Origin of the sequence: Micromonospora sp. NPDC048843 (assembly GCF_040649965.1) — a bacterium.
GTDB classification, from domain to species: Bacteria; Actinomycetota; Actinomycetes; order Mycobacteriales; family Micromonosporaceae; genus Micromonospora; species Micromonospora hortensis.
In genome coordinates, this window is record NZ_JBEZGJ010000004.1 from 39,107 (window position 1) to 60,261 (window position 21,155).

At 68.9% G+C, this 21,155-nt stretch carries 21 protein-coding genes; 11 read left to right on the forward strand and 10 right to left on the reverse strand.

The window, feature by feature from the left end:
- Positions 1–35: 35 nt before the first annotated feature.
- Both AB0C20_RS01885 and AB0C20_RS01890 read right to left on the reverse strand, forming a co-directional pair.
- A complete protein-coding gene (locus AB0C20_RS01885) occupies positions 36–722 on the reverse strand; it encodes a class F sortase (RefSeq protein ID WP_357567010.1) in 687 nt (228 codons plus the stop codon).
- A gap of 16 nt (positions 723–738) precedes the next feature.
- The gene (locus AB0C20_RS01890; RefSeq protein WP_357567011.1) at positions 739–1,527 is read right to left on the reverse strand and encodes a hypothetical protein; all 789 of its coding nucleotides are present in this window, start codon (positions 1,525–1,527) and stop codon (positions 739–741) included.
- A 210-nt stretch (positions 1,528–1,737) separates the two neighbouring features.
- On the opposite strand from AB0C20_RS01890, the gene AB0C20_RS01895 reads away from it, so the two are divergent.
- Together AB0C20_RS01895 and AB0C20_RS01900 are read left to right on the forward strand one after the other, a co-directional pair.
- Positions 1,738–2,061 carry a metalloregulator ArsR/SmtB family transcription factor gene (locus AB0C20_RS01895; RefSeq protein WP_357177509.1) on the forward strand — a complete coding sequence of 108 codons (324 nt, stop codon included), beginning with the start codon at positions 1,738–1,740 and terminating at the stop codon, positions 2,059–2,061.
- Positions 2,058–2,540 (forward strand): SRPBCC family protein, encoded by a 483-nt coding sequence (locus tag AB0C20_RS01900; RefSeq protein ID WP_357177511.1) that lies wholly within the window; start codon positions 2,058–2,060, stop codon positions 2,538–2,540. Before AB0C20_RS01895 ends, AB0C20_RS01900 begins: the two co-directional genes overlap by 4 nt.
- 52 nt (positions 2,541–2,592) lie before the next feature.
- On the opposite strand, the gene AB0C20_RS01905 is transcribed toward AB0C20_RS01900, so the two are convergent.
- The 5 genes from AB0C20_RS01905 to AB0C20_RS01925 form a co-directional block, all read right to left on the reverse strand.
- Positions 2,593–5,064: a caspase family protein gene (locus AB0C20_RS01905; RefSeq protein ID WP_357567012.1), complete on the reverse strand. Its 2,472-nt coding sequence runs from the start codon at positions 5,062–5,064 to the stop codon at positions 2,593–2,595.
- Between the two features lie 164 nt (positions 5,065–5,228).
- Entirely contained in the window at positions 5,229–6,140 is a 912-nt protein-coding gene (locus AB0C20_RS01910; protein WP_357177515.1) for a serine hydrolase, read from the reverse strand.
- Complete coding sequence (locus tag AB0C20_RS01915; protein ID WP_357177518.1) at positions 6,133–6,747, reverse strand: hypothetical protein; 615 nt, start codon at positions 6,745–6,747, stop codon at positions 6,133–6,135. Before AB0C20_RS01915 ends, AB0C20_RS01910 begins: the two co-directional genes overlap by 8 nt.
- Positions 6,748–6,977: 230 nt before the next feature.
- Positions 6,978–7,478 (reverse strand): SigE family RNA polymerase sigma factor, encoded by a 501-nt coding sequence (locus AB0C20_RS01920; protein ID WP_112639157.1) that lies wholly within the window; start codon positions 7,476–7,478, stop codon positions 6,978–6,980.
- Complete coding sequence (locus AB0C20_RS01925) at positions 7,471–8,349, reverse strand: hypothetical protein (protein ID WP_357567014.1); 879 nt, start codon at positions 8,347–8,349, stop codon at positions 7,471–7,473. The genes AB0C20_RS01920 and AB0C20_RS01925 overlap by 8 nt, the downstream gene beginning before the upstream one ends.
- Positions 8,350–8,809: 460 nt before the next feature.
- Between AB0C20_RS01925 and AB0C20_RS01930 the strand changes: the two genes are divergently transcribed.
- The 3 genes from AB0C20_RS01930 (at position 8,810) to AB0C20_RS01940 (ending at position 14,267) form a co-directional block, all read left to right on the forward strand.
- The gene (locus AB0C20_RS01930) at positions 8,810–9,793 is read left to right on the forward strand and encodes a GNAT family N-acetyltransferase (protein WP_357177523.1); all 984 of its coding nucleotides are present in this window, start codon (positions 8,810–8,812) and stop codon (positions 9,791–9,793) included.
- Positions 9,794–10,440: 647 nt separating this feature from the next.
- Positions 10,441–12,786 (forward strand): non-reducing end alpha-L-arabinofuranosidase family hydrolase, encoded by a 2,346-nt coding sequence (locus tag AB0C20_RS01935; protein ID WP_357567015.1) that lies wholly within the window; start codon positions 10,441–10,443, stop codon positions 12,784–12,786.
- Between the two features lie 143 nt (positions 12,787–12,929).
- On the forward strand, positions 12,930–14,267 hold the full coding sequence (locus AB0C20_RS01940; protein WP_357177527.1) for a ricin-type beta-trefoil lectin domain protein: 1,338 nt from the start codon (positions 12,930–12,932) through the stop codon (positions 14,265–14,267).
- A gap of 114 nt (positions 14,268–14,381) precedes the next feature.
- Here the strand turns inward: AB0C20_RS01940 and AB0C20_RS01945 are convergent, their stop codons facing one another.
- From AB0C20_RS01945 to AB0C20_RS01955, 3 genes are all read right to left on the reverse strand, one after another.
- Positions 14,382–14,867 carry a hypothetical protein gene (locus AB0C20_RS01945; RefSeq protein ID WP_357177529.1) on the reverse strand — a complete coding sequence of 162 codons (486 nt, stop codon included), beginning with the start codon at positions 14,865–14,867 and terminating at the stop codon, positions 14,382–14,384.
- A complete protein-coding gene (locus tag AB0C20_RS01950) occupies positions 14,864–15,631 on the reverse strand; it encodes an SDR family oxidoreductase (RefSeq protein WP_357177531.1) in 768 nt (255 codons plus the stop codon). Before AB0C20_RS01950 ends, AB0C20_RS01945 begins: the two co-directional genes overlap by 4 nt.
- Before the next feature lie 149 nt (positions 15,632–15,780).
- The gene (locus AB0C20_RS01955; protein WP_357177533.1) at positions 15,781–16,314 is read right to left on the reverse strand and encodes a copper resistance CopC family protein; all 534 of its coding nucleotides are present in this window, start codon (positions 16,312–16,314) and stop codon (positions 15,781–15,783) included.
- Positions 16,315–16,566: 252 nt separating this feature from the next.
- Here AB0C20_RS01955 and AB0C20_RS01960 point away from each other — a divergent pair, with 252 nt between their 5' ends.
- From AB0C20_RS01960 to AB0C20_RS01985, 6 genes are all read left to right on the forward strand, one after another.
- Positions 16,567–17,001 (forward strand): hypothetical protein, encoded by a 435-nt coding sequence (locus AB0C20_RS01960; protein ID WP_357567016.1) that lies wholly within the window; start codon positions 16,567–16,569, stop codon positions 16,999–17,001.
- A 29-nt stretch (positions 17,002–17,030) separates the two neighbouring features.
- Positions 17,031–17,330, forward strand: coding sequence for a hypothetical protein (locus AB0C20_RS01965; RefSeq protein WP_357177537.1), 300 nt, complete (start codon positions 17,031–17,033; stop codon positions 17,328–17,330).
- A gap of 97 nt (positions 17,331–17,427) precedes the next feature.
- On the forward strand, positions 17,428–18,312 hold the full coding sequence (sigJ, locus tag AB0C20_RS01970; RefSeq protein ID WP_357567017.1) for an RNA polymerase sigma factor SigJ: 885 nt from the start codon (positions 17,428–17,430) through the stop codon (positions 18,310–18,312).
- Positions 18,313–18,436: 124 nt separating this feature from the next.
- Positions 18,437–19,888: a PLP-dependent aminotransferase family protein gene (locus AB0C20_RS01975; RefSeq protein ID WP_357177541.1), complete on the forward strand. Its 1,452-nt coding sequence runs from the start codon at positions 18,437–18,439 to the stop codon at positions 19,886–19,888.
- On the forward strand, positions 19,876–20,280 hold the full coding sequence (locus tag AB0C20_RS01980) for a cupin domain-containing protein (protein ID WP_357177543.1): 405 nt from the start codon (positions 19,876–19,878) through the stop codon (positions 20,278–20,280). Before AB0C20_RS01975 ends, AB0C20_RS01980 begins: the two co-directional genes overlap by 13 nt.
- Positions 20,281–20,295: 15 nt before the next feature.
- On the forward strand, positions 20,296–21,111 hold the full coding sequence (locus AB0C20_RS01985) for an NAD(P)-dependent oxidoreductase (protein WP_357177545.1): 816 nt from the start codon (positions 20,296–20,298) through the stop codon (positions 21,109–21,111).
- Positions 21,112–21,155: the final 44 nt, after the last annotated feature.

Below are 21,155 nucleotides of genomic sequence, written 5' to 3' on the forward strand. Positions count from 1 at the left end.
GCTGGCGACGGCTCGGTGAGCCGCCGCACTCGTGCCTAGGCGGGATGAGCGTGGGCGAGGCGCGCGTAGACGATGACATTGTCGCGGTAGTGCTGGGTGGTGTCGTCGAACTCGCCGCCGCAGGTGATCAGGCGTAGCGCCGCGTGGTCGGTCGCCCCGTACACCTCAGCCGTGGGGAAGCGGTCCTTGGGCTGCTGCTCGACCTTGGTGACGGTGAACATCGCGGTGCTGCCGTCCTGACGGTCGACGGTGATCCCGGCGCCGACGGGCAGCTTGCCCAGGTCGAAGAACGTCCCGCGGCGGCCCTTCCAGTCGACGTGCCCGGCCAGCACGGCCGGGCCGAGAGCACCGGGCGTCGGCGCCCTGGTGAACCAGCCCACGTCGGTGGCGCTGTCAGGAACCTGCATCGCACCGTCCGCCTGCAGGCCGAGGGCGACGATCGCGGCGGTGGCCTTCAGCGACGGGATCGACACCCGCGTCGGCGGTGAGCCGGCCATCAGCGGTCCGGAGGTCAACTCACCCGGCCTGGTGGCGGGGGCAGGCGACGCGTTCGCGGCTGGTGTCGCAGCGGACGCGTCGGGTCGGGGTGGGTCGCCGCCCCGGTTGGCGACTGCGACACCGATCGTCAGGGCCGCCGTCACGGTGAGGATGCCGGCCGCCGCCAGGAGCGCGTAGCGCCCCCGGCGACGGGCGGCCGGCACTGGTGTGCCGCCGTTGTCCATCACGGTCGCCGTCGGTTCAGCGCTCGCCGGCGAGCCGGCGACGCGCGACGACGGCGCCGGCGGCGCCGAGCAGCGCGAGGCCACCCACGGCGTAGATCATCATCGGCGATCCGCCGGAGGCGCTGCCGTCGCCGGTGGCGACACCCCCAGCGGGTACGGAGCCGGCGGCCGCGCCGCTGACCATGCCGCACGTCGCGGGGTCGGTGGCCTCGGCGGGGATGCCGTTGACGCCGACGGACTTGGCGAACGTCGACTCCCCGAGCGCATCCATGTCGTACTCGCCGTTGTTGTTGGCGTCGATGCCGTGCTGCACGAGGTGCAGGTCCTTCAGGTGCGCGATCGTTCCCTGGGGCAGGTCGGCGGCGGGGATGGTGCGCTCGTAACTGAGGTTGCCCTTCGCGTCGGCCGTCGGCATCCGGTCCACCGCCAGGCCGCTGGCCTTGGTCGTGTCTCCGGTGGTGGTCAACGAGATGAAGATGTCCCCGTACATCTTGAGGCCCTCTTCGGTGCTGACGTAGCCGTTGCCGTTGGTGTCGGCGGACTTGTCCGGGCAGTGGAAGTCCATGCCGTTCGCCGCGCCGTGCACGTGCTGGGCGTGCGGCGAGTTCGGCGTCATGCCCTTCGAGCGGATCATGACCTTCAGGTCACCGCCGCTGGTGGCGGTCAACGTGGCGGTGCCGGTGGCGCCGGTCTCGTTGAGGTCCTGCAACTGGACCTGCACGCTCTCGTCGGCGTGCGCGACGCCCGGAAACGCGAGGACCAGCGCGGCGGCGGGCACGGCGAGCAGGGCTCGGGACACTCTCACAACAAATCTCCGTCTCCGCCTGGGTACGGCGTCGATGCTCAGGTGCTGTCGTGGGGGATTCGTCGCCTCCCGTTCAGCGGATTGGTCTCGGCCCGGATTCTTTTCCGGCCCGGACGGCGACCCGTCGGGCGCACCAGGGTCAGGTGACCTTGACGGTGGTCTGGCCGGGCACGCTTGACCCCGCCTTTGGTAAGTACTAGCTTACCGTTCGTGGCGACTTACCAAGCCGATGATGGATGGGACGCGCTCGGCGATCCAACGAGACGCGCCATCGTCGCGTGCCTGGCCGAGCGACCCCGCGCCGTCGGCGAACTCGCCGACGTCCTGCCGGTCAGCAGGCCGGCGGTCTCCCAACACCTCAAAGTGCTCAAGGACGCCGGCCTCGTCACCGACCGCGCCGCCGGCACCCGCAGGGTCTACCGGCTCAACCCGGCAGGCGTCGCCGCCCTTCGAGACCAGCTCGACACGTACTGGAACCGCGCCCTCACAGGATTTCAGGACGCCGCCGAACAACCCACCGAGGAGGAGTCATGACTGAAACCGCCGAAGTCGTCGTGCGCCGGCACATCATCGTGCAGGCGCCCATTGAGCGCGCCTTCACCGTGTTCACCGAACGGTTCGGCGACTTCAAACCGCGCGAGCACACCCTGCTCAGCGCCGGGACCGCCGAGACCGTCTTCGAGCCGAAGGTCGGCGGCCACATCTACGATCGCAGCGCCGACGGCGAAGAATGCCGATGGGCCCGGGTCTTGGCCTACGAACCCCCGAAACGCGTCGTGTTCAGCTGGGACATCAGCCCAACCTGGCAGGTCGAGACCGACCTCGCCAACACCAGCGAAGTGGAGGTCACCTTCACCGCCGAAACCCCACAGCGCACCCGCGTCGAACTGGAGCACCGCAACCTCGACCGGCACGGCCCCGGCTGGCCCGCGGTCCGCGACGGTGTCGCCCACGACGAAGGCTGGCCGCTCTACCTGGCCCGCTACGCCCACCTGTTCGTCGAGGACAACTGAACGTCGCCGGTCTGCCATGAGGAACTGGAGCATCGCCGATGGGTGAGCGCGGCTACTTCCCGCCGACGAGGCTCGCCGAGGGTTCCCGCCGAGCGCCGAACAGCGCGTACGCGAGCACACCGACACCAACGCTGACGGTCATCACCGCCAGGTACCGAGCGAGGAGGTACTGCGCCGACGGTCCGTAGCGGCCACCCGCGACGAGCCCGCCGGCGACCGAGGCAAGAACCCCGACGCCGACGACGACCGCCCAGCGGATCCGCCGCCCCCGGATCAGCGCCACGAGCGTGAGAGCCGCGGTGACCATCAGCGCCAACCAACCGGCGCACCACAGTGCGGTCGCCCAGTTGTGGCCGGTCTGGGCGTACGTCGATGACACATTGCCCAGGCCGACGACGGCGCTCGGCCGGTAGGAAGCGCCGTGCTGAGGCCGGATGAGGCCGAACGCACTTGCGCTGCCATCGGATACGGGATCGAGTATCGCCGCCCCGGTCAGCGACACGGCAAGGGCGACGACGACGGTCGACAGCAGGCCGGGCTGGCGCAGCCGGCGCCACGCCCGCGGCCGGGGCGACCACGCCGGGCCAACCAGCGCGAACCAGAGCATCGGCGGCACGCTGACCGCCAGCCGGAGCAGAAATCCGTTGGGACCCTCGGCGCTGGCGTTGCCGTCGAACCACAGGACACCGCTACGCACCACACCGTGGTCGTAGACGGTGTCGCTGAACAATGTGAGAAGCGCCTGGCCCAGCGTGAGAGCCAGGACCGCGGCCATCCCGGCCGCCCAGCGCCACTCCTGGGCCCGCGCAGACGCAACCAGGGCGAACGCAGCGACGACCGGGACGACGGCGAGCACGTTGATGCCGGTGAAGTTGCGGGCATCATGGCCGACGATCACCATCTCGACGGCTTGAACGACAGCGATCAGTCCGACGGCCACAAGAACGGCGAACAACGTCGGATGCGCCACCGTCGCGGGCCACCGCCCAGCCGTCGAGGACGTCTCCCCCCGCAGCTCATCTCGAACACGCGGTGCGACGGCCGCTGGCTTCGGCGTGGGCTCTCTCCTGAGCGTCGGCGTCGACGCTGGGGTGGATGCCGGTTCCGAGATGGCCGCCGGCTCCGCTGCCAGAGTGCGCGCCCGAGCCGGCCGTTGACTCGGCACCCGGTCAAGGCCCGGCGCGGGGGCTGGGACGGGCGGCGGGACCGGACTGGCCGTGCCATCCAGTGCGGTCGTCGCGGCCACCCGCACGCGCGCGCTGTCGTCCTCGTCGCGCAGGCGACGCAGCTCGGTCGAGGCCCGCTCGGCGAGGCTCGCGTTCGGCCCGCGGCAAAGCCGACGCAGCGCGGTGACGGCCTCCAGTCGCAGGGCTACCCGCTCACTGGCCAGGTCGGCGAGCACCGCCTCGGGCAGAGCCGCTGGCCGGACGCTGCGGGCGACGGTCAGGCTGCCCTCGACGCCGAACGTCCACTTCATCGGCGTCTGGCCCGGGGTCCGCTCACGGACCTGCCGGTAGGTGTAGTCGTAGAGTTCGTCGACCGAGATCTCGCCGTCGCCGCCAAGGTCCGCCTCGCCGGTTGCCAGCCCGTCGACCAGTGCCGTGGTGAAGACCGATGTGCCAGCTTCGGCACGGGTCAGGTCGCCGCCCTCGAACGCGTACTCGGTCGCACTGGAAGCGGTGAGCACGATCCGGCCGGTGCCGGTGTTGAACTCGTCGCCGATGTGCACGCTCCGGTCGGCGCGAGCCGCCACGCCTCGGTTGAAGGCGCCGCTGTAGCAGCAGTCCAATACCAGGATCACGCGCTTGGACTGGGTCTGCGCGAGCTGATCGTTGACGAACGCGGCGGCAACCCCGGTGGCGCCCAGTGACGTCAGGTCGGTGTCGCGCGCGGCCAGATAGAGCCGGCCGTGCGGATCCTTGACGCCGTGGCAGGAGAAATGCAGCAGCAGCAGGTCGTCGCGGTCGCGGTCGGCGAAAAATCCAGCGACCCGCCGCCGGACGGTGCGCTCGTCGGCGTCCATCAGCAGCTCGACGTCGAAGCCGCCGATCGCCGGGTCGCCGAGAACCCGGGCGAGCGCGTCCGCGTCGTGGGTCGGGGCGCGCAGGGCGGCGAGCGCCGGGTCGTCGTACCGGGCGTTCGCGACCACGAGTGCCCGCCGTAGCCCGGTCACGGGCCGGCCGGGTTGCGCCAGGAGCGCGGCCACGATCGGCGCGACGTCGCTGTCGGCGGCGACCTCCACGTCGACCCCGGCCACTGTCAGCCGCACTCGTTGGCGGCGGCCGGCGACGCGGGCGAGGCAGCCGCGGATTGCCTCCACCACAGTGGTCAGGGCCTCGACGGTCTGCACGGCGGTGACGATGAACGCGATTGCGCCGAGCAGCTCGATTCCGCGGGTGCCGTCGGGCGCGGTACCTGTCGTCGTCTGGTCGATCCGAGTGGCACCCGCCTCGACCAGCGCGAACCGCAGCATCTCGGCCAACTCGTCGACGCCGTCGCCGCCCGTGCCGTCGTCAGCGGACACGACCAGAGAAAAGTCGGAAATGCGGGAGGCAGTCATGCGGACCTCGCCTGGAGACGGGTGGGAGCGCGTGAAGACAACGCGAAGCGGCGCCCGACAGAGCGTAGATCTCACCCGGTGGACGACGTACCGCTGCTGCTGAATTCCGACAGGTTCGGGACGACGGATCAGAAGCCATCCTCCGCGGTGGCGGCGCGCAGCTCCTTGAGCACGTACGTGGCGGCCTTCTCGACGACGCGGATGCCCTCTTTCTGGCTCACGTGATGATCGGAGAGCACAGCGATCAGCCAGTCATGACGGGCCTCGACGATCCGCCCGATGCTGTTGACGAGCCAGCGACCCCCGTCGACATCAGCGGTGTCCCAGCCGTTCTTGACGTACTCGGAGCGATTGCCCGGCTCCCGCGCGGCGGTGACTCCCCACCGCTGCTCGGGGACCACCTTCTTCATGAGGCCCATGACGAAGGTACGGTCCTGCGGGGTCAGCGGCCCCGTCGGTGACGTCAGCGCGGTCAGCAGACGGAGCTGGTCGGCGACAGTGGTCGTGGTGAGTCCCCAGTGCGAGTTGGGCTTGGTCTCGCGCAGACCGAGCGCGCGGTTCGCGGCGTTGAGGCCGCGCGAGCCCTCGATCCGCTGCCACAGGGCGACCGCCGCGTCGTTGTCACTGGACACGATCATGGCCTCGGCCAACCGCCGGGTGTCAGAACCCAGGGCCTTGCCCGGCGGGTTCTGGCGCAGCAGGAGGGCCGCGAGGATGTTGACCTTGACGATGCTGGCGGTCTCGAACCGCTTGGCGCCGACAGTCACCGCAGCAGTTCCTTGCCGATCCAGTGCCGCGACCGCCAGGTGGCCGTCGTACCGCTGCACGTAGGCATTGATGCGCGTTCTCGCCTCCTCGATCCGGTCGACGGCCGGCGTCGTGGGGACCGGACTGGTAGGCGATGGGCCGTGCGATGGTCCGACTCCGTGGCCGTCGCGACCGCGCGTGGCACCGAAGGCGGCCGTCCCGACGCCGGCCAGCGACATGGCGACCGCGGAGATGACCCAGCGGCGCGGCAGTTGCCGACTCCACTCAGCCAAGGCGGGCCACCGCCCTCGCCGCGATCGAGTCCACCATGTCCCGGCTGCCCGGATCGGGCAGGCGGATCGTCGAGACCGTCTCGCCTCGTTTCAGCATCACGAAGTACGTGATGGTGTTCGGGGTGTCCGCATGCGCGATGCGACCTCGAACGAGCATGCCGGTGCCCTCCAGATAGTGCGGATCCACGACGTCGAACGAGACCTGCGATCCGAGGACCGGGTAGCTGGCGCACCGCAGGAGGACCCGACGGACGTCATCGACATTCCGCTCGGCCCACCCAGGTTCGTACGTCTCCACGACGTGGTGGGCCGACGGCGAGCCGTCAGACGGCCGGTAGTAGCGCTGCACGGCAGCGCGCCGGTGCGACTTGGCCGGGTAGTCGCTGCTCTTGTAGTTGGGGCAGCTGTCCTGCTCCCACGGCCAGGACGCCAGACCGGTTCGCGCCTCGTCCTCATGCCAGTCCGCTCCCAGATCGCCCGCCCCCAGCAGCGGGCTCGGGTCACCCCGTTCCGCGTTTGCGGTGTGCAGCTCGTCGGGGCCGACACCGGGCTCCCCCCGCTGGCACCCTGCGGCCATCAGCAGCAACGCCGTCAGGACCGCCGGCACGACCGCGACCGAACCCCGGCCTCTGCCGCGTATCCGGCCCCGGCTCGTCCTGTTGCTCGATGCGGACACCGAAAACCTCCCCCAACACAGATACTTGCCACAGCAGGTGGCGCTTCAGCCGATGACGCGCGGCGGCACGTTCGTCGCCGCCGCAGCACAGACGCGGCGGTTGCCGGCCGACGGTCCGACCCCTTCGAGATCCGCCGCACCCAGGCCGCAGACGGGACCGGTCAATGGCGTTCCTCGGCGAACAGCTCGGAACGGGTCTCGCCGAGCAACTCGCGCAGGCGGTTGAGGGAGCGCATGCTCTGGCTCTTGACGACGGCGGTGGAGACGCCCACCACCTCGGCGGTTGTCTCCACGCTCAGGTCGTCCCAGTACCGCAGGACGATGATCGCCCGATCCCGCAACGGCAAGGTCGCGACCGCGTCCAGCAACGTCATACGCAGCTCGGCCGGATGTTCCTCGCCCCGCTCCGGCGGCGCCGACATCGCCAACTCGCGGCTGGAACGACGCCGCTGCTGATCGATCATGCAACGCAGCAGTATCTTGCGGGCGTACGCGTGGGGGTCGTCGGCCCGACGGACCCGCCTCCAGTTGGCGTACACCTTGGCCAGCGTCGTCTGCGTGAGATCCTGAGCGAGATGCCAGTCACGGCACATCAGGAACGCCGCGTCGCGCAGGCGGCCAACTGTCGCCTGCGCGAACTCCACGAAGTCTTCGTCAGCCATTCGACCGGGCCAGCTTCGGGAACCTCTTGGCACCATTGATGACGTACTCGGCCGGCAGTCTCGTCTCCCAGATCGGGTTGGCGGCAACCTCGATCGCCTCCTTCACGGAGAGGACGGGCGGTGCCGGCGAGGTTCCCTTGGCGTCCCAGGCCAGACAGGTAGCGATCATGACATCGACCTGGAGGCCAGCGCGGTGGTGCACGGTGACCATCTGGCGCTGCACGCAGTTGTCGGGTACTTCGGTCAGCTCCACAGTCCCCGGGACAGGGTCGCCGCCGAGGCGGTCCCGGTAGATGGAGAGCCGCAGCATGCCCGGTCCGTCGCCTCGGTCCAGGTAGAGCTGGACGGACGGCATGCCGGAGCCCGCCCTACTGCTCTCCAGACTCGCAAAGCCGCTGGTCTTCCCCTTGGGTAGCAGCCGGGTCAGCAGTTCCAGCGCGCCCTGCGGTGTGGTGGTCAGCAGCTCACCGTCCGGCCCCGCCCCGATCCTCACGGTGTCGATCACAGTGGTCGAGGGAGTCGGCGGCACTGACCGAGAGGGGTCTTCGTCGGTGCCGTCTTCGAACCCGCCCGGGGCGCCATCCGAGGGCTCTGCCGGGGACGGCGTCGCGGTGTCCGCCGACCCACCCGGTAAAACCACGTTCGGCCCGCCGGGCTGAACGGCGTCATCCGCTCCGACGCCGAGCGGCCCGGCGGCCAGGCCGATCACGAGCAGCATCGCCAACGCCGATCCGCCGACGCCGAACTGCGCCCGGCGGCGCTGGCGGCGCAGTCGGCGGCCCTGCGTCACCGACTGTTGGACCAGGTCACCCAACGGCGGGGCGGGATGTTGGGCCAGGTCGTCCCTCAAACGCCCACGCACGTCGCCCATGTCCTTTATTCCTCCTCGGCCGACCGCCCCCAGTGGCGATCCGTCATTGACCTGACGGCTTGGCCAGCCGATTTGGTTACCGAATATCGGCGCGAACTTTCAGCCATCCGCGTCGACCGAACACGGTGCTCTCAGTACGTGTACGGCCACCTCCGTAGCGTCACGCCCCCCTTGCCAGGTGCGTTACTCGGGGCGGTCCGAGCAGCTGAAGCCGCCTGCGGCCTTGGCCCCCGCCGCACGGGCGACTCAGTCGGTTGAGGCACAACCCGCAGAGCATCCTAGGAGGTTAGGTCGTCGACGTCGAGACGGCTGACGTCGACCGGTCGCGCCACGTCGGCAGGAATCGCAGGCCTGACCGAAAGCCGCGGTATCCGGGCAGCCCAGAATCCGGATGGTCGAGCTCTTCGACGATCCGGCGTGCGATTGACCATCATCGAACCGGTCCATAGGATGACCATTGATGAGGATCGCAGGCTGGAGTCGCGCCACGGCCGCCGAGGCGGCGGCGCTGGCAGCACTCTTCCAGCGCGCCGAGGGGGTCGCCCCGGTCGGCATGGAGCAGCGCGCTGAGGACGTCCGGAATCGACTGGCAACTCTCGGGCCGGACAGCGCCGGACGCACCCGAGTTGGCCGCGATGACACCGGCAGCGTCGCCGCATACGGCGAGGTCGCCGACATGGGAACAGCGGATGATGTGCTCCGGATTCGCCTGACCAACGTGTTTCATCCCGACATTGCCGACGACGTCCGCGCAGAGCTGCACCACTGGCTCGTCGACCAGGCGAAGCAGTTACGGGACAACCGAGGATCGGCACAGGCCGTCCTCGGCATCCGGTGTGCCGAGAACGACCGGGCCGGCCGCGAGCTGCTGATCCATGGCGGCTTCGCGTTGGTCCGGCACGAACGGGACCTCGTCCTGACGGTGCCAGATGAGCCGCCGGCTCCCGTGCTGCCGCCCGGTCTGGTGCTGACACCTGTCGACGAGCGCTACGACGAACTGGCCCGGCTGGCCCACAATGAGGCCTACGCCGACAGCCCGGCAGCGGTTCGACCAGACCAGCGCGCCTGGCCCCAGCACGCGACCGGACATCCGCGGTTCCTGCCCGACCTCTCCTGCCTGGTGCTCGCCGAGGTCGACCGAAGTGACAACCCGGTGGCAGCCTTCCTCTTCGCGCTCGACGACGGCAGCACGGACACGCCGACGGCGATTCTGCACTGTCTGGGCACCCGTGCACCCTGGCGCCGCAGTGGCTTGGCCACAGCGATGATCTCGCGGGTACTGCACCGTGCGCACTCAGCCGGCGTCAGACAACTACGACTCAAGGTCACCGACAGCAACCACCCCGCTCTGACGCTCTACCGGAAGCTGGGCTTTGTGGAGTCGGGGCAAGGGTTCGCGGTGCTGATGCGGCAGCTCACCCCCGAGGCCGACGAGCAGCCGTAAGCCCAACGGTTCGTCGAGCCGCGCTCTGCGCCGCGTACGCGGAATGTTCCGCGATTCGCCACAGCGCGTGGAGCCACCGAGGCGTACGTCCAGCTTGACGCATCCGAAGCTGGTTCACCGCGTAACGCGGGTCGACCAGCCACTGTGCGCCTGGACTCCAACCCCACCGCCCTGACCCGTAACAGGTCCGAAACTACCGGTTGAAAACTCTGGAATTTTCTGCCAGCCTGAGAGCCATCGACAAGTGTGAACGTTAACAAGATCCCTTAGCACTGGAGGCGCTCCACGCGACCGTCGGGCCCACCCACCTGCCAGGTGACCACGTCCACCACCGAAAGAGCCCAACGCCCGCAACCACCCCCCGACGGGCGACCGGGCCTACCTGTCACCGCCCCTTGATCCGCTGGTCAGGTAGCCCGAGCCGATTCGCATCCGGGGCTGACGCCTGACCTGAGCTCCGGCCCGCTCGGGCGGACTCACCATCGTCCCCGCCGCCATCCGGCGGGGCCTCCCAATGGAACAGCGACAGGAATCTCTTACCCCACCACAGGAGGATCAGCATGGTTCCCCGGACCCGTCCCATCGGGCGCACCCGACTGCGAACGCTCACTTTTTCCGGAACGGCCGCGATAATTCTGGCCCTGGTCGTGTCACTGCTGCCCAACCTGGCCCAGGCCGCCGAGACGACCCTCGGTGCTGCCGCGGCGCAGTCCGGCCGGTACTTCGGTGCCGCCGTCGCCGCCAACAAGCTCAACGACAGCGCCTACACGACGATCCTGAACCGCGAGTTCAACAGCATCACTCCCGAGAACGAAATGAAGATCGACGCGACCGAGCCGCAGCAGAACAACTTCACCTTCGGCAACGCGGACCGGATCGTGAACCACGCCATCTCCCGGGGTTGGAAGGTCCGGGGCCACACCCTGGCCTGGTACTCGCAGCAACCGGGCTGGATGCAGAGCATGGAGGGCACCGCGCTGCGCAACGCGATGCTGAACCACGTCACCCGAGTGGCCACCTACTACCGAGGCAAGATCGACTCTTGGGATGTGGTGAACGAGGCGTTCGAGGACGGCAACAGCGGCGCCCGCCGCAACTCGAACCTCCAGCGCACCGGCAACGACTGGATCGAGGCCGCGTTCCGCGCCGCCGACGCGGCGGACCCGAACGCGAAGCTCTGCTACAACGACTACAACACCGACAACTGGACCTGGGCCAAGACACAGGCCGTCTACAACATGGTGCGCGACTTCAAGTCTCGTGGGGTGCCGATCGACTGCGTCGGCTTCCAGTCGCACTTCAACGCCAACTCGCCGTACAACAGCAACTACCGCACCACCCTGTCCAGCTTCGCCGCCCTCGGGGTGGACGTGCAGGTCACCGAGTTGGACATTGAGGGATCCGGCACGACGCAGGCCAACACCTACCGCAGTGTGGTCAACGACTGCCTTGCCGTGGCTCGCTGCAACGGGCTCACCGTGTGGGGGGTGCGCGACTGCGACTCGTGGCGCTCCGGGGGCACTCCGCTGCTCTTCGAGTGCAACGGCACCAAGAAGGCCGCCTACACCTCCACCCTGGAGGCGCTGAACAGCGCGGGCCCCACCAACCCGCCCACCGACCCACCCACCAACCCGCCCACCAACCCGCCCGGCTCCGCCAGCGAGATCGTCGGCACGCAGTCGGGCCGGTGTGTCGATGTGCCCAACGCCTCGACCAGCAACGGCACCCGGGTGCAGCTCTACGACTGCAACAAGCAGACCAACCAGGCATGGACCTACACCTCGGGCAAACAGCTACAGGTGTACGGGAACATGTGCCTCGACGCCGCCGGGACCGGCAACGGTGCGGCGGTGCAGATCTACAGCTGTCACAGCCAGACCAACCAGCAGTGGAACGTCAACTCCAACGGCACCATCAGCAATGTGCAGTCCGGACGATGCCTGGACGCCTGGAGCACCGCCAACGGTGCCCAGATCCAGCTCTACGACTGCCACGGACAGACCAACCAGCAGTTCCGGCTCGCCGCCTCGGGCGGCGGCTCGACCCCGACGCCGACCCCGACGACGCCGCCGCCGACCGGCGGCACGTGTGATCTTCCCTCGTCGTACCGCTGGTCGTCGTCGGGTGCGCTGGCGCAGCCGAGGTCCGGGTGGGTGTCGCTGAAGGACTTCACCGTCGCGCCGTACAACGGCCAGCAGCTCGTCTACGCCACCACCCACGACACCGGCACCACGTGGGGTTCGATGAACTTTGGCCTCTTCAGCAACTACTCACAGATGGGCTCGGCCAGCCAGAACGCGATGAACTCGGGGACCGTCGCACCGTCGCTGTTCTACTTCGCGCCGCGCAACATCTGGGTGCTGGCCTACCAGTGGGGCGGCCCGGCCTTCTCGTACCGGACGTCCAGCGACCCGACCAACCCGAACGGGTGGTCGTCGCCGCAGACGCTGTTCAGCGGCAGCATCTCCAACTCGAGCACCGGTCCGATCGACCAGGCACTCATCGGTGACGACCAGAACATGTACCTGTTCTTCGCCGGTGACAACGGCAAGATCTACCGGGCCAGCATGCCCATCGGGAACTTCCCGGGCAGCTTCGGCTCCAATTACACGACCATCATGACCGACACGACGAACAACCTCTTCGAGGCCGTTCAGGTCTACAAGCTCCAGGGCCTGAACAAGTACCTGATGATCGTCGAGGCGATCGGTTCGCAGGGCCGGTACTTCCGTTCCTTCACAGCCACCAGCCTGGGTGGTACGTGGACGCCGCAGGCGACGTCCGAGAGCAACCCCTTCGCTGGCAAGGCGAACAGCGGCGCCACCTGGACCAACGACATCAGTCACGGCGAACTGATCCGCAGCAACGCCGATCAGACCATGACCGTTGACGCCTGCAACCTGCAACTGCTCTACCAGGGGCGTTCGCCCAGCTCCGGCGGCGACTACGGCCTCCTGCCGTACCGGCCGGGTCTGCTGACGCTGCAGCGCTGACGACCGGACAACGCCGGGGCGGGCAGGCTCGACACCACACCGAGCCCGCCCGCCCCGCATCCATCCACCACCACCAGGAGGTAGCGATAGTGCGAGGACACGGACACCACCCCCCGCCCGCGGGCAACACCCACACCGAGCGAGTGTCCCCCCGTTTTCGAGGACGGCTGTTCAAGCTCGCCGCGGCCGGGATCGCCGCCGCGGTCGGGTTGCTCACCATCACCGTGGCGACCGGCTCGGCGTCGGCCGCCGACAACCCGTACCAGCGGGGCCCGGACCCCACCCGGACCAGCGTCACCGCCGTGAACGGCCCCTTCGCCAACACGTCGGTCAGCGTCCCGACCGGGTACGGCTTCAACGGCGGCCGGATCTACTACCCGACCGACACCAGCCAGGGCACCTTCGGGGCCATCGCGATCTCGCCGGGTTACACGGCGTTGTTCTCCGCCGAGTTGGCCTGGATGGGACCGTGGCTGGCGTCGCACGGCTTCGTCGTGATCGGCATCGAGACCAACAGCCGCAACGACTTCGACACTGCCCGAGGCACCCAGTTGCTCGCCGCACTGGACTACCTCACGCAGCAGAGCCCCGTACGGGACCGGGTCGACCCCAACCGGTTGGCGGTCGCCGGTCACTCGATGGGCGGCGGTGGCGCTCTGAGCGCGGCCACCCGACGCTCGTCATTGAAGGCAGTGGTCGGCATCGCGCCGTACTCGCCGTCGTCGAACCTGGCCAACGACCGGGTGCCCACCATGATCTTCTCGGGGCAGGCGGACACTGTGGTCACCCCGTCCTACGCCACCGGCCTGTACAACAGCCTCCCGGCCACGACGGAAAGCGTCTACCTGGAGGTCGCCGGCGCGGATCATGGCTTCATGGTCGGACGGTCGAACCCGGTGATGGTCCGGACCATGCTGCCGTTCGTCAAGATGTTCATCGACAACGACACCCGGTACAGCCAGTTCCTCTGCCCCCTGCTGGACTCCAGTGGCGTGGTCACCTACCGCAGCACCTGCCCGTTGCTGCCCTCGACGCCGACCGATCCGCCGACCGATCCGCCGACGCCCACCGATCCACCGACCGTTCCGCCCGGCTCCGCCAGTGAGATCGTCGGCACGCAGTCCGGCCGGTGCGTCGACGTACCCAACGCCTCACGGAACAACGGCACCCGGGTCCAGCTCTACGGCTGCAACAAACAAACCAACCAGGCATGGACCTACACCTCGAACAAACAACTGCAGGTGTACGGCACCATGTGCCTCGACGCGGCAGGCACCGCCAACGGCGCCGCAGTGCAGATCTACAGCTGCCACAGCCAGACCAACCAACAGTGGAACGTCAACTCCAACGGCACCATCAGCAACGTCCAGTCCGGACGATGCCTCGACGCCTGGAGCACCGCCAACGGAGCCCAGATCCAGCTCTACGACTGCCACGGACAGACCAACCAGCAGTTCCGGCTCGCGCCGCTCGCAGGCTGATCGCGGCCGAGCTCGCACAGCACCTGATCGAGGGTCTGCAGATGGACCAGCGGCAGGGCGAGATCCCGCACACCTGAAACGGGCGGACCCGGCGTCGTGCCGGGTCCGCCCGCATCATGTGGCCGGAGGGCGGCGACGCCTGGCGTCTCGCACCAGCGTCAGGGCGATGACGAGAAGGCCGAGCAGGGCGACGACGGCATTGGCGGTTGTGAGGAACACCTTCTCACCAGGGGTGGCGTGGTGCAGGTGGGTCAGGTGGAAGAAGAAGTGGGGTATGGCGAAGGTGGAGAACGCCGCCGCGGCGGGGATGGTGAAAACGGCCCGAGGTGCGACGAGCGCTATGCCGAGGACGACGGCCAGGCCGAGGGTGGCTCCGCCGAAGTCTCGCGCGTAGTGGTCGCTGAACGGCGGGGTGAGGCTGACGGTCGGGAAGTTGTTGTAGAAGCTTTCGGGGAAGACCTGGTTCCAGAACCCGACTACGAGTTCGTCGAGGAAGAGGACGGCCAGGGCGATCCGGATCAACGCGGTCAGCGCGGCGTCCCGCCCGTCTGTCGACCTTGGCTGCGCTGCGGCGGGGGTGGGTGGTCGGCCTTCGTTCATCGGGTCCGCCCGGCGTCGTCCTGCGCTGCCGGGCTGGCCAGCCACTGGTCGAAGGTCTGTCTGCCGCGCGGGCCGGGGCCGGTGGGCAGCAGGCCGTCTCCGGCCATGGCTCGACCGGTCGCTCCCGGAAGGCGGACGGGCAGGACAAGGCGGTGACTCCCGCGGGCGCGGAGCAGGCGGCGGGCCATGGCAGACATGCGCAACTGTTGCGGGCCGGCGATGTCGGGCGCCCGGCCGGCCGGTTCTGCCAGGGCGAGGTCGACGAGACAGTTGGCGACTTCGTGGGCCGCGATCGGCTGCACGAGCATCTGGGGCACCACCGCGATCGGGCCGGGAATGGTGGCGAGCATCTGCGCGGCCAACTCGTAGAACTGCGTCGAGCGGAGCACCGTAGCGGGTACCGCACCGCCCAGGACGAGGCTCTCCTGGCGTCGTTTGCCCGCGTAGTAACCCCAATTGACCCGGTCGGCGCCGACGACCGACAGTGCGACGTGGTGCCGCACCCCGACGCGCTGGCCTGCGGCGAGCAGGTTCGTCGTCGCCGCGCCGAAGAAGCTTTCCGACTTCTTCCGGTTGATCGTCGACACGTTGCTGACGTCGATCACGACCGGCACGCCGGTCAGCGCCTCGTCCAGCCCGGAACCGCGGATCAGGTCCACGCCCGTGGAGCGGGCGAGGATGACCGGCTCGTGGCCGGCGGACCGTACGGCGTGAACGACGAGACGTCCGACGCCGCCGGTCCCGCCGGCTACCGCGATACGCACTGAGCTACCTCCCGATCCGCGTTTGCCGTAACGCCGCAGTGGCGGGTGGCCCGGACCGGGGGCCGGGGTGCAAGGGGGATGAGCCGCTGTGATGTCACCGTTCTACCTTTCCGAGACTTCTTGTTCACGACATAGACCGCGCAATAGCCCTAAAGGGTGGAACCCTCGCCTGGGTCGGTGCGCTTGCTGGCGGCGTAGACACCACGGGAGAGCGTCATGATCGCGAGGAGGAGAGCCAGTACCGCTACACCCGAGGCGGCGTACAACGCGACGACGCCGCCGTGCGTGAGACGGGCCCGAAGCGGATTCGCCGCTGCGGCCGCCGCAGCCTCCGCTCCCACTGTGAACTCCGCCGTGCCGGCCACCGGGTGTCCGTCGGTGAAGGTCGCTCGCCAACTGATCTCGTACCAGCCGTCAGGCATATCCGCTCTCACCTGATGGCGCAGCGTCGCCCCGTGGACAACCGGACGACCGCCTGTCCAGTCCGTCCCCGTGTGGTCCGTCACCGTGACACTGCTGTCGGACGTGATCTCGCCAGCGAACACCACCTCGACCCGTTGCGGGGCCTTCGCGAGCCTGGCACCGGCGGTCGGCGTGATCGAGTGCGTCGCGCCGTGCGCGAACGCGGGCGCGGGTGTGACCGCCAGCGGGAAACCGGCAGCGAGCGCGACCGTGACGATCAATCCAACGCTAGGACGAATGCGAGACGCCCGACCGGTGTCTGACGTGTCGGTCACGCGAGCCGCAGTGCTTCTCTTCATGGCGTGCTCCCCTCCGCCGCGAACGACCGCGGCGTCTGCGAACAGGACCGAGCAGCCCCCCGATTCGTGACAGCAGAGGTCGCGGCCGGGCCTGTGTGTCACGAATCGGAGACCTGCTCGGTCCGTACCTGGTGACACTCGCCCACCACCGGTACAGCGCAAGGAGCGACGATCATGACCGCCATCATCCGCATCGCACTGGCAATCTTGTTTCTCGACAATTTCGTGGTCGGGGCCTGGAACGCGATCTGGCCGGCCAGCTTCTACGCGAACTTCCCGACAGTGGATCTCACGCCGCCGTTCAGCGAGCACTACGCGCGGGACTTCGGTACGGCATCACTGGCAATCGCCCTGCTGCTGGGCATCGCGGCGGTCAAACCCAAGGCCCACTTCGTCATCCCCGCCGCGGCTGCCTATTCGGTCTTCGCGCTCCCCCATTTCTTCTATCACCTCACGAACATGCAGGGGGCGACAGTCGGTGAGGCGATCCTCCTCACCACCGCAAACGCGGCAGTGGCGCTCATCGGCCTGGTGATCATCTTGCTGACAGCGCTACGCGACCGATCGGCCGCTCGGCGCGACCTCGCCTCGGCTCGGGCCGCCCGCTGAACCTGCTGCGTCAACCACTGGGAGAGCCAATGTTTCCCGAACCCCTCCGGCCACTTCGGCCAAACGCGCTACCCAGCGCGTTCTGCGTCGTCGTCGCCGAACGACGCCTCCTCAAGAACCTCGCGTACCAGCTGCTGGGTTCGGTCGACGCCGCTGAACACGCGGTAAAAGCGATGTACACCGTCTGGTACACGATGCCGGACGACGAACAGGACGGCATCGACAGTCCCTTTACCTGGCTCGTCGGCACGCTCGTGCAGGTCTGTGTCGGTCTGCTCACATCGTCGCCGACCCAAGCCGCTGGCCATAACACCGCTCAAGTGCTGTAGTACGGCCCCGCAAGGGGTATCTGTGTGGCTGGCGCTCAACAGACAGCAGCGATATCGGCGGCAGTTCGAATTCAGGGATAGGGGCGACGAGGCGGCCATGGCAGGGCGAGGAAGAGGCGGGGCACTGGTCGACGCGTTGGCGGTGTTCGACGCGGTCCGTCCACGGCTCTTCGGCATCGCCTACCGGATGCTCGGCAGTGTCGCGGAGGCGGAGGACATCGTGCAGGAAGCCTGGCTCCGGTGGCAGCAGACCGAACGCAGCCAGGTACGGGACCCGATCGGGTTCATGGTCACGACGACTTCTCGGCTCGCTCTGAACGCCGCGACGTCGGCTCGCGCCCGCCGCGAGCTGTATCCCGGACCGTGGCTGCCCGAGCCCGTCGACACCTCCGCCGACCCGACACTCCAGGCCGAGCGCAACGAGTCACTCGAACTCGCCGTGCTACTCCTGTTGGAACGGCTCACCCCGGCCGAGCGGGCGGTGTACGTGCTGCGGGAGGCGTTCGACTACCCATTCCGGCGGATCGGCGAGGTACTCGACGTCAGCGAGGCGTACGCACGACAGCTCGGCCACCGCGCCCGCACGCACCTGGCCCGGCAGCGGCGCGAACCGGTCGGCCACGCCGACCGCGACCGCCTGCTGTATGCCTTTCTCGCCGCAGCCCGCTCCGGTGAACTGGCCCAGCTCGAGGAACTGCTCGCCGAAACAGCCATCTCCTACGCCGACGGCGGCGGCACCGTCCGGGCCGCCCAGCTACCCGTCGTCGGACGTGACAACGTCGCGCGTTACATCCTGGGACTGATCCGGAAGTTCGGCCGCGACCTCTCACCGGAGATCGTCGAATCCAACGGCCACGCCGCGATCCTCGTCTCGCGGCCCGGGGCAACTGTCGCTCTGGTCACCATCGACGCCTCACCCGCCGGGATCGAACGAGTGTTGATCATCCTCAACCCTCAGAAACTAGCCCAGTTCCAGCGGTGACAGTCGGCACCGGCGCCTGGCGACGCGTGGTTCGTCGACGGCACGTACGTCGAGGTCGATGGTCTGGCGCCTGAGTCGTCGCCGAACCTGCCGGTGCCGCTCGCGCGAATGGGATCGTTGCTGAGTGACGAAGTCGCTTGACCTGCATCTGGAGTTCGATCGGAGTGCGGGTTCCCCGGGTCGCTCGCTGGAGAGCGCGTTACGGGAGAGCATTCGGACCGGCCGGCTGCGGGCCGGGTCGCGCCTACCTGGCAGCCGGAGCCTGGCCGCCGACCTGGGCTTGGCCCGGGGCACCGTGGTGCAGGCGTACGCGCAGTTGGTGGCGGAAGGGTGGCTGCTGGCGGCACCCGGCTCGGGCACCCGGGTCGCGGACGTGCTCCATGATCCGCCCGGCACGCGCGGACAACCGCGGCCGTCGCCCCCGGCAGGGCCATTGATCGAGTTGCGGCCGGGGATTCCCGACCTCGCGTCGTTCCCCCGAACGGCCTGGGCGGACAGCGTCCGCCGGGCGCTGACGACGGCTCCACGCGGCACGCTGGACTACTCCGAACCGACCGGGCTACCCGCACTGCGGGCGGCGGTGGCCGGCTATCTCGCGCGCACTCGGGGGGTGCTCTGCGACCCGGAGGCTGTGGTGATCACGGCGGGCCTCACCCAGGGCCTCTCCCTGCTGGCGCGGACGCTGCACCGGCGCGGCGTCCGCGCCATCGCCACCGAGAACCCTGGTCTGGCCCATCACCGCACGGTGCTGCGTGCTGCGGGCCTGACAGTCACCCCGCTCACCGTCGGCCCCGGCGGGGCCGACCCGGATGACGCGGCGGGTCAGGCCGCGCTGCTCACCCCGGCGCACCAGCATCCGACCGGGGTGGTGCTCGCCCCACGGCACCGCTACCGGCTCATCGCGTGGGCACGGAAGCACGACGCGTTCCTGATCGAGGACGACTACGACGGCGAGTTCCGCTACGACCAGCGGCCGGTGGGCGCCATGCAGGCGCTGGCACCAGAGCGAATCGTGTACGCGGGCAGCACGAGCAAGTCGCTGGCGCCGGGCGTCCGCCTGGGTTGGTTCGTCGTACCCGAGCCACTGCGTCGCGAACTGACGACGACGATCGTGGAGGCCGGCGCCGCAGTTTCCGCGATCGACCAGCTCACGATGGCCGACCTGCTCACGCACGGTGACTACGACAGGCACATCCGCCGCATGCGCCTGACCTACCGACGTCGCCGGACCGAGCTGGCCGCCCGCCTTGCCGAGGTGACCACCACTGCGCTGAAGGGCATCGCTGCCGGCGTACACGCGCTGCTACCGCTGGCTTCCGTGGCGGAGGAGCGCTGGCTGATCCAGGCCGGACGCCGCGAGGGACTGCGCCTGATCGGCCTGCACGGCAACGGCTACTGGCACGATCCCGCGGATGAGCGGCAGGCGGCAGCCCTGGTCCTCGGATACGCGGCGCCGCCGGCTCACGCCTGGCAGGAGGCACTGTCCGGACTCTGCCAACTGGTCCATCAGACCGGTCACCAACTGGTCCATCCTGCTGGTCCGGTCGGGGATACGTTCGACTCATGCAGACCATGAAGATCGGAAATAACGAGATCGTGCTGCTGGGCACGGCCATGCCACCGGAGTTGCCGGATGGCTCCCACGTGATGACAGCGACGATCGAACTGCCACCGGGCGACCCGGGCACGCCGCCACACCGGCACTCCGGCCCGGTCTTCGGCTACCTGCTCGAGGGCGAGATGATCTTCGAGCTGGAGGGCGAGCCCGAACGGGTGATCAAGGCCGGTGAGGCGTTCTGGGAGCCAGGCGGCGACGTCATCCACTACCGGTCGGCCAACAACCTGTCCGATCAGGTGACCAAGTTCCTGGTCGTGATGGTGTGCGCGCCCGGCCAGGAAATGCTGGTGCTGGTGAGCCCCGACGAGCTCGAACAGCGTAAGAACCGCCGCTCAATCCGGCCGAACTGACGGAAGAGGCACGTCATGCGTATCGTTCTCGCCGGTTCGACCGGCGTCATCGGCCGCCGGCTCGAGCCGATCCTGACCGCCCGGGGGCATGAGGTCATCGGGTTGGCCCGCAACGGCCCGGTCGCCGTCGACGTGCTCGACCGGGACGCGGTCGCGGCCGCCGTCCGCGACGCCCGGCCCGACGTGGTGATGCACCAGCTGACCAGCCTGAGCACTGGCGACTTCGCCGCCAATTCGCGACTGCGCCGGACCGGGACCCGCAATCTGGTCGACGCGGCGCTCGCCGCCGGGGTACGCCGGATCGTGGCGCAGAGCATCGCCTGGGCCTACGAGCCGGGCGCCGAGCCCGCGGCCGAGCAGACCCCGCTCGACCTCGACGCCCCAGAGCCACGCCAGACCAGTGTGGCCGGTGCCGCCGCGCTCGAATCCGCCGTCCAGGAGGCGCCCGAGTGGGTCCTGCTGAGGTACGGCACCCTCTACGGCCCGGGCACCTGGTACGCCCGCGACGGTCTGATGGCCCAGTTCGCCGCCGCCGGAAAGGTCCCCGCCGACGCGGACGTGAGTAGCCTGCTGCACGTCGACGACGCCGTCGCCGCCGCGGTCGCTGCTCTGGAGTGGCCCGTCGGCGTCGTCAACGTCTGCGACGACGAGCCAGCCGCCGCCTCGCAATGGGTGCCCGCGTTCTGCGCGGCGGCCAATGTGCCAGCGCCAGCGGTGACCGAGGGCGAGCGGCATGGCTGGGCGCGAGGAGCGAGCAACCACCACGCCCGCACGCACCTTGGCTGGAGCCCGACCCATCCCTCCTGGCGTCAGGGATTCGCCACCCTGTGAGGCGTCCGCACAGTTTGATCTTGCAGAAGCAACGGAGACGAAGA

Excerpts from the sequence above, each read along its gene's own strand:
- AB0C20_RS01885 (WP_357567010.1), bottom strand. The coding sequence starts at position 722 with ATGGACAACGGCGGCACACCAGTGCCGGCCGCCCGTCGCCGGGGGCGC.
- AB0C20_RS01920 (WP_112639157.1), bottom strand. The coding sequence starts at position 7,478 with ATGGCTGACGAAGACTTCGTGGAGTTCGCGCAGGCGACAGTTGGCCGC.
- AB0C20_RS01945 (WP_357177529.1), bottom strand. The coding sequence starts at position 14,867 with ATGAACGAAGGCCGACCACCCACCCCCGCCGCAGCGCAGCCAAGGTCG.
- AB0C20_RS01900 (WP_357177511.1), top strand. The coding sequence starts at position 2,058 with ATGACTGAAACCGCCGAAGTCGTCGTGCGCCGGCACATCATCGTGCAG.
- AB0C20_RS01965 (WP_357177537.1), top strand. The coding sequence starts at position 17,031 with ATGTTTCCCGAACCCCTCCGGCCACTTCGGCCAAACGCGCTACCCAGC.
- AB0C20_RS01925 (WP_357567014.1), bottom strand. The coding sequence starts at position 8,349 with ATGGGCGACGTGCGTGGGCGTTTGAGGGACGACCTGGCCCAACATCCC.
- AB0C20_RS01980 (WP_357177543.1), top strand. The coding sequence starts at position 19,876 with ATGCAGACCATGAAGATCGGAAATAACGAGATCGTGCTGCTGGGCACG.
- AB0C20_RS01930 (WP_357177523.1), top strand. The coding sequence starts at position 8,810 with ATGAGGATCGCAGGCTGGAGTCGCGCCACGGCCGCCGAGGCGGCGGCG.
- sigJ (WP_357567017.1), top strand. The coding sequence starts at position 17,428 with ATGGCAGGGCGAGGAAGAGGCGGGGCACTGGTCGACGCGTTGGCGGTG.
- AB0C20_RS01985 (WP_357177545.1), top strand. The coding sequence starts at position 20,296 with ATGCGTATCGTTCTCGCCGGTTCGACCGGCGTCATCGGCCGCCGGCTC.
- AB0C20_RS01960 (WP_357567016.1), top strand. The coding sequence starts at position 16,567 with ATGACCGCCATCATCCGCATCGCACTGGCAATCTTGTTTCTCGACAAT.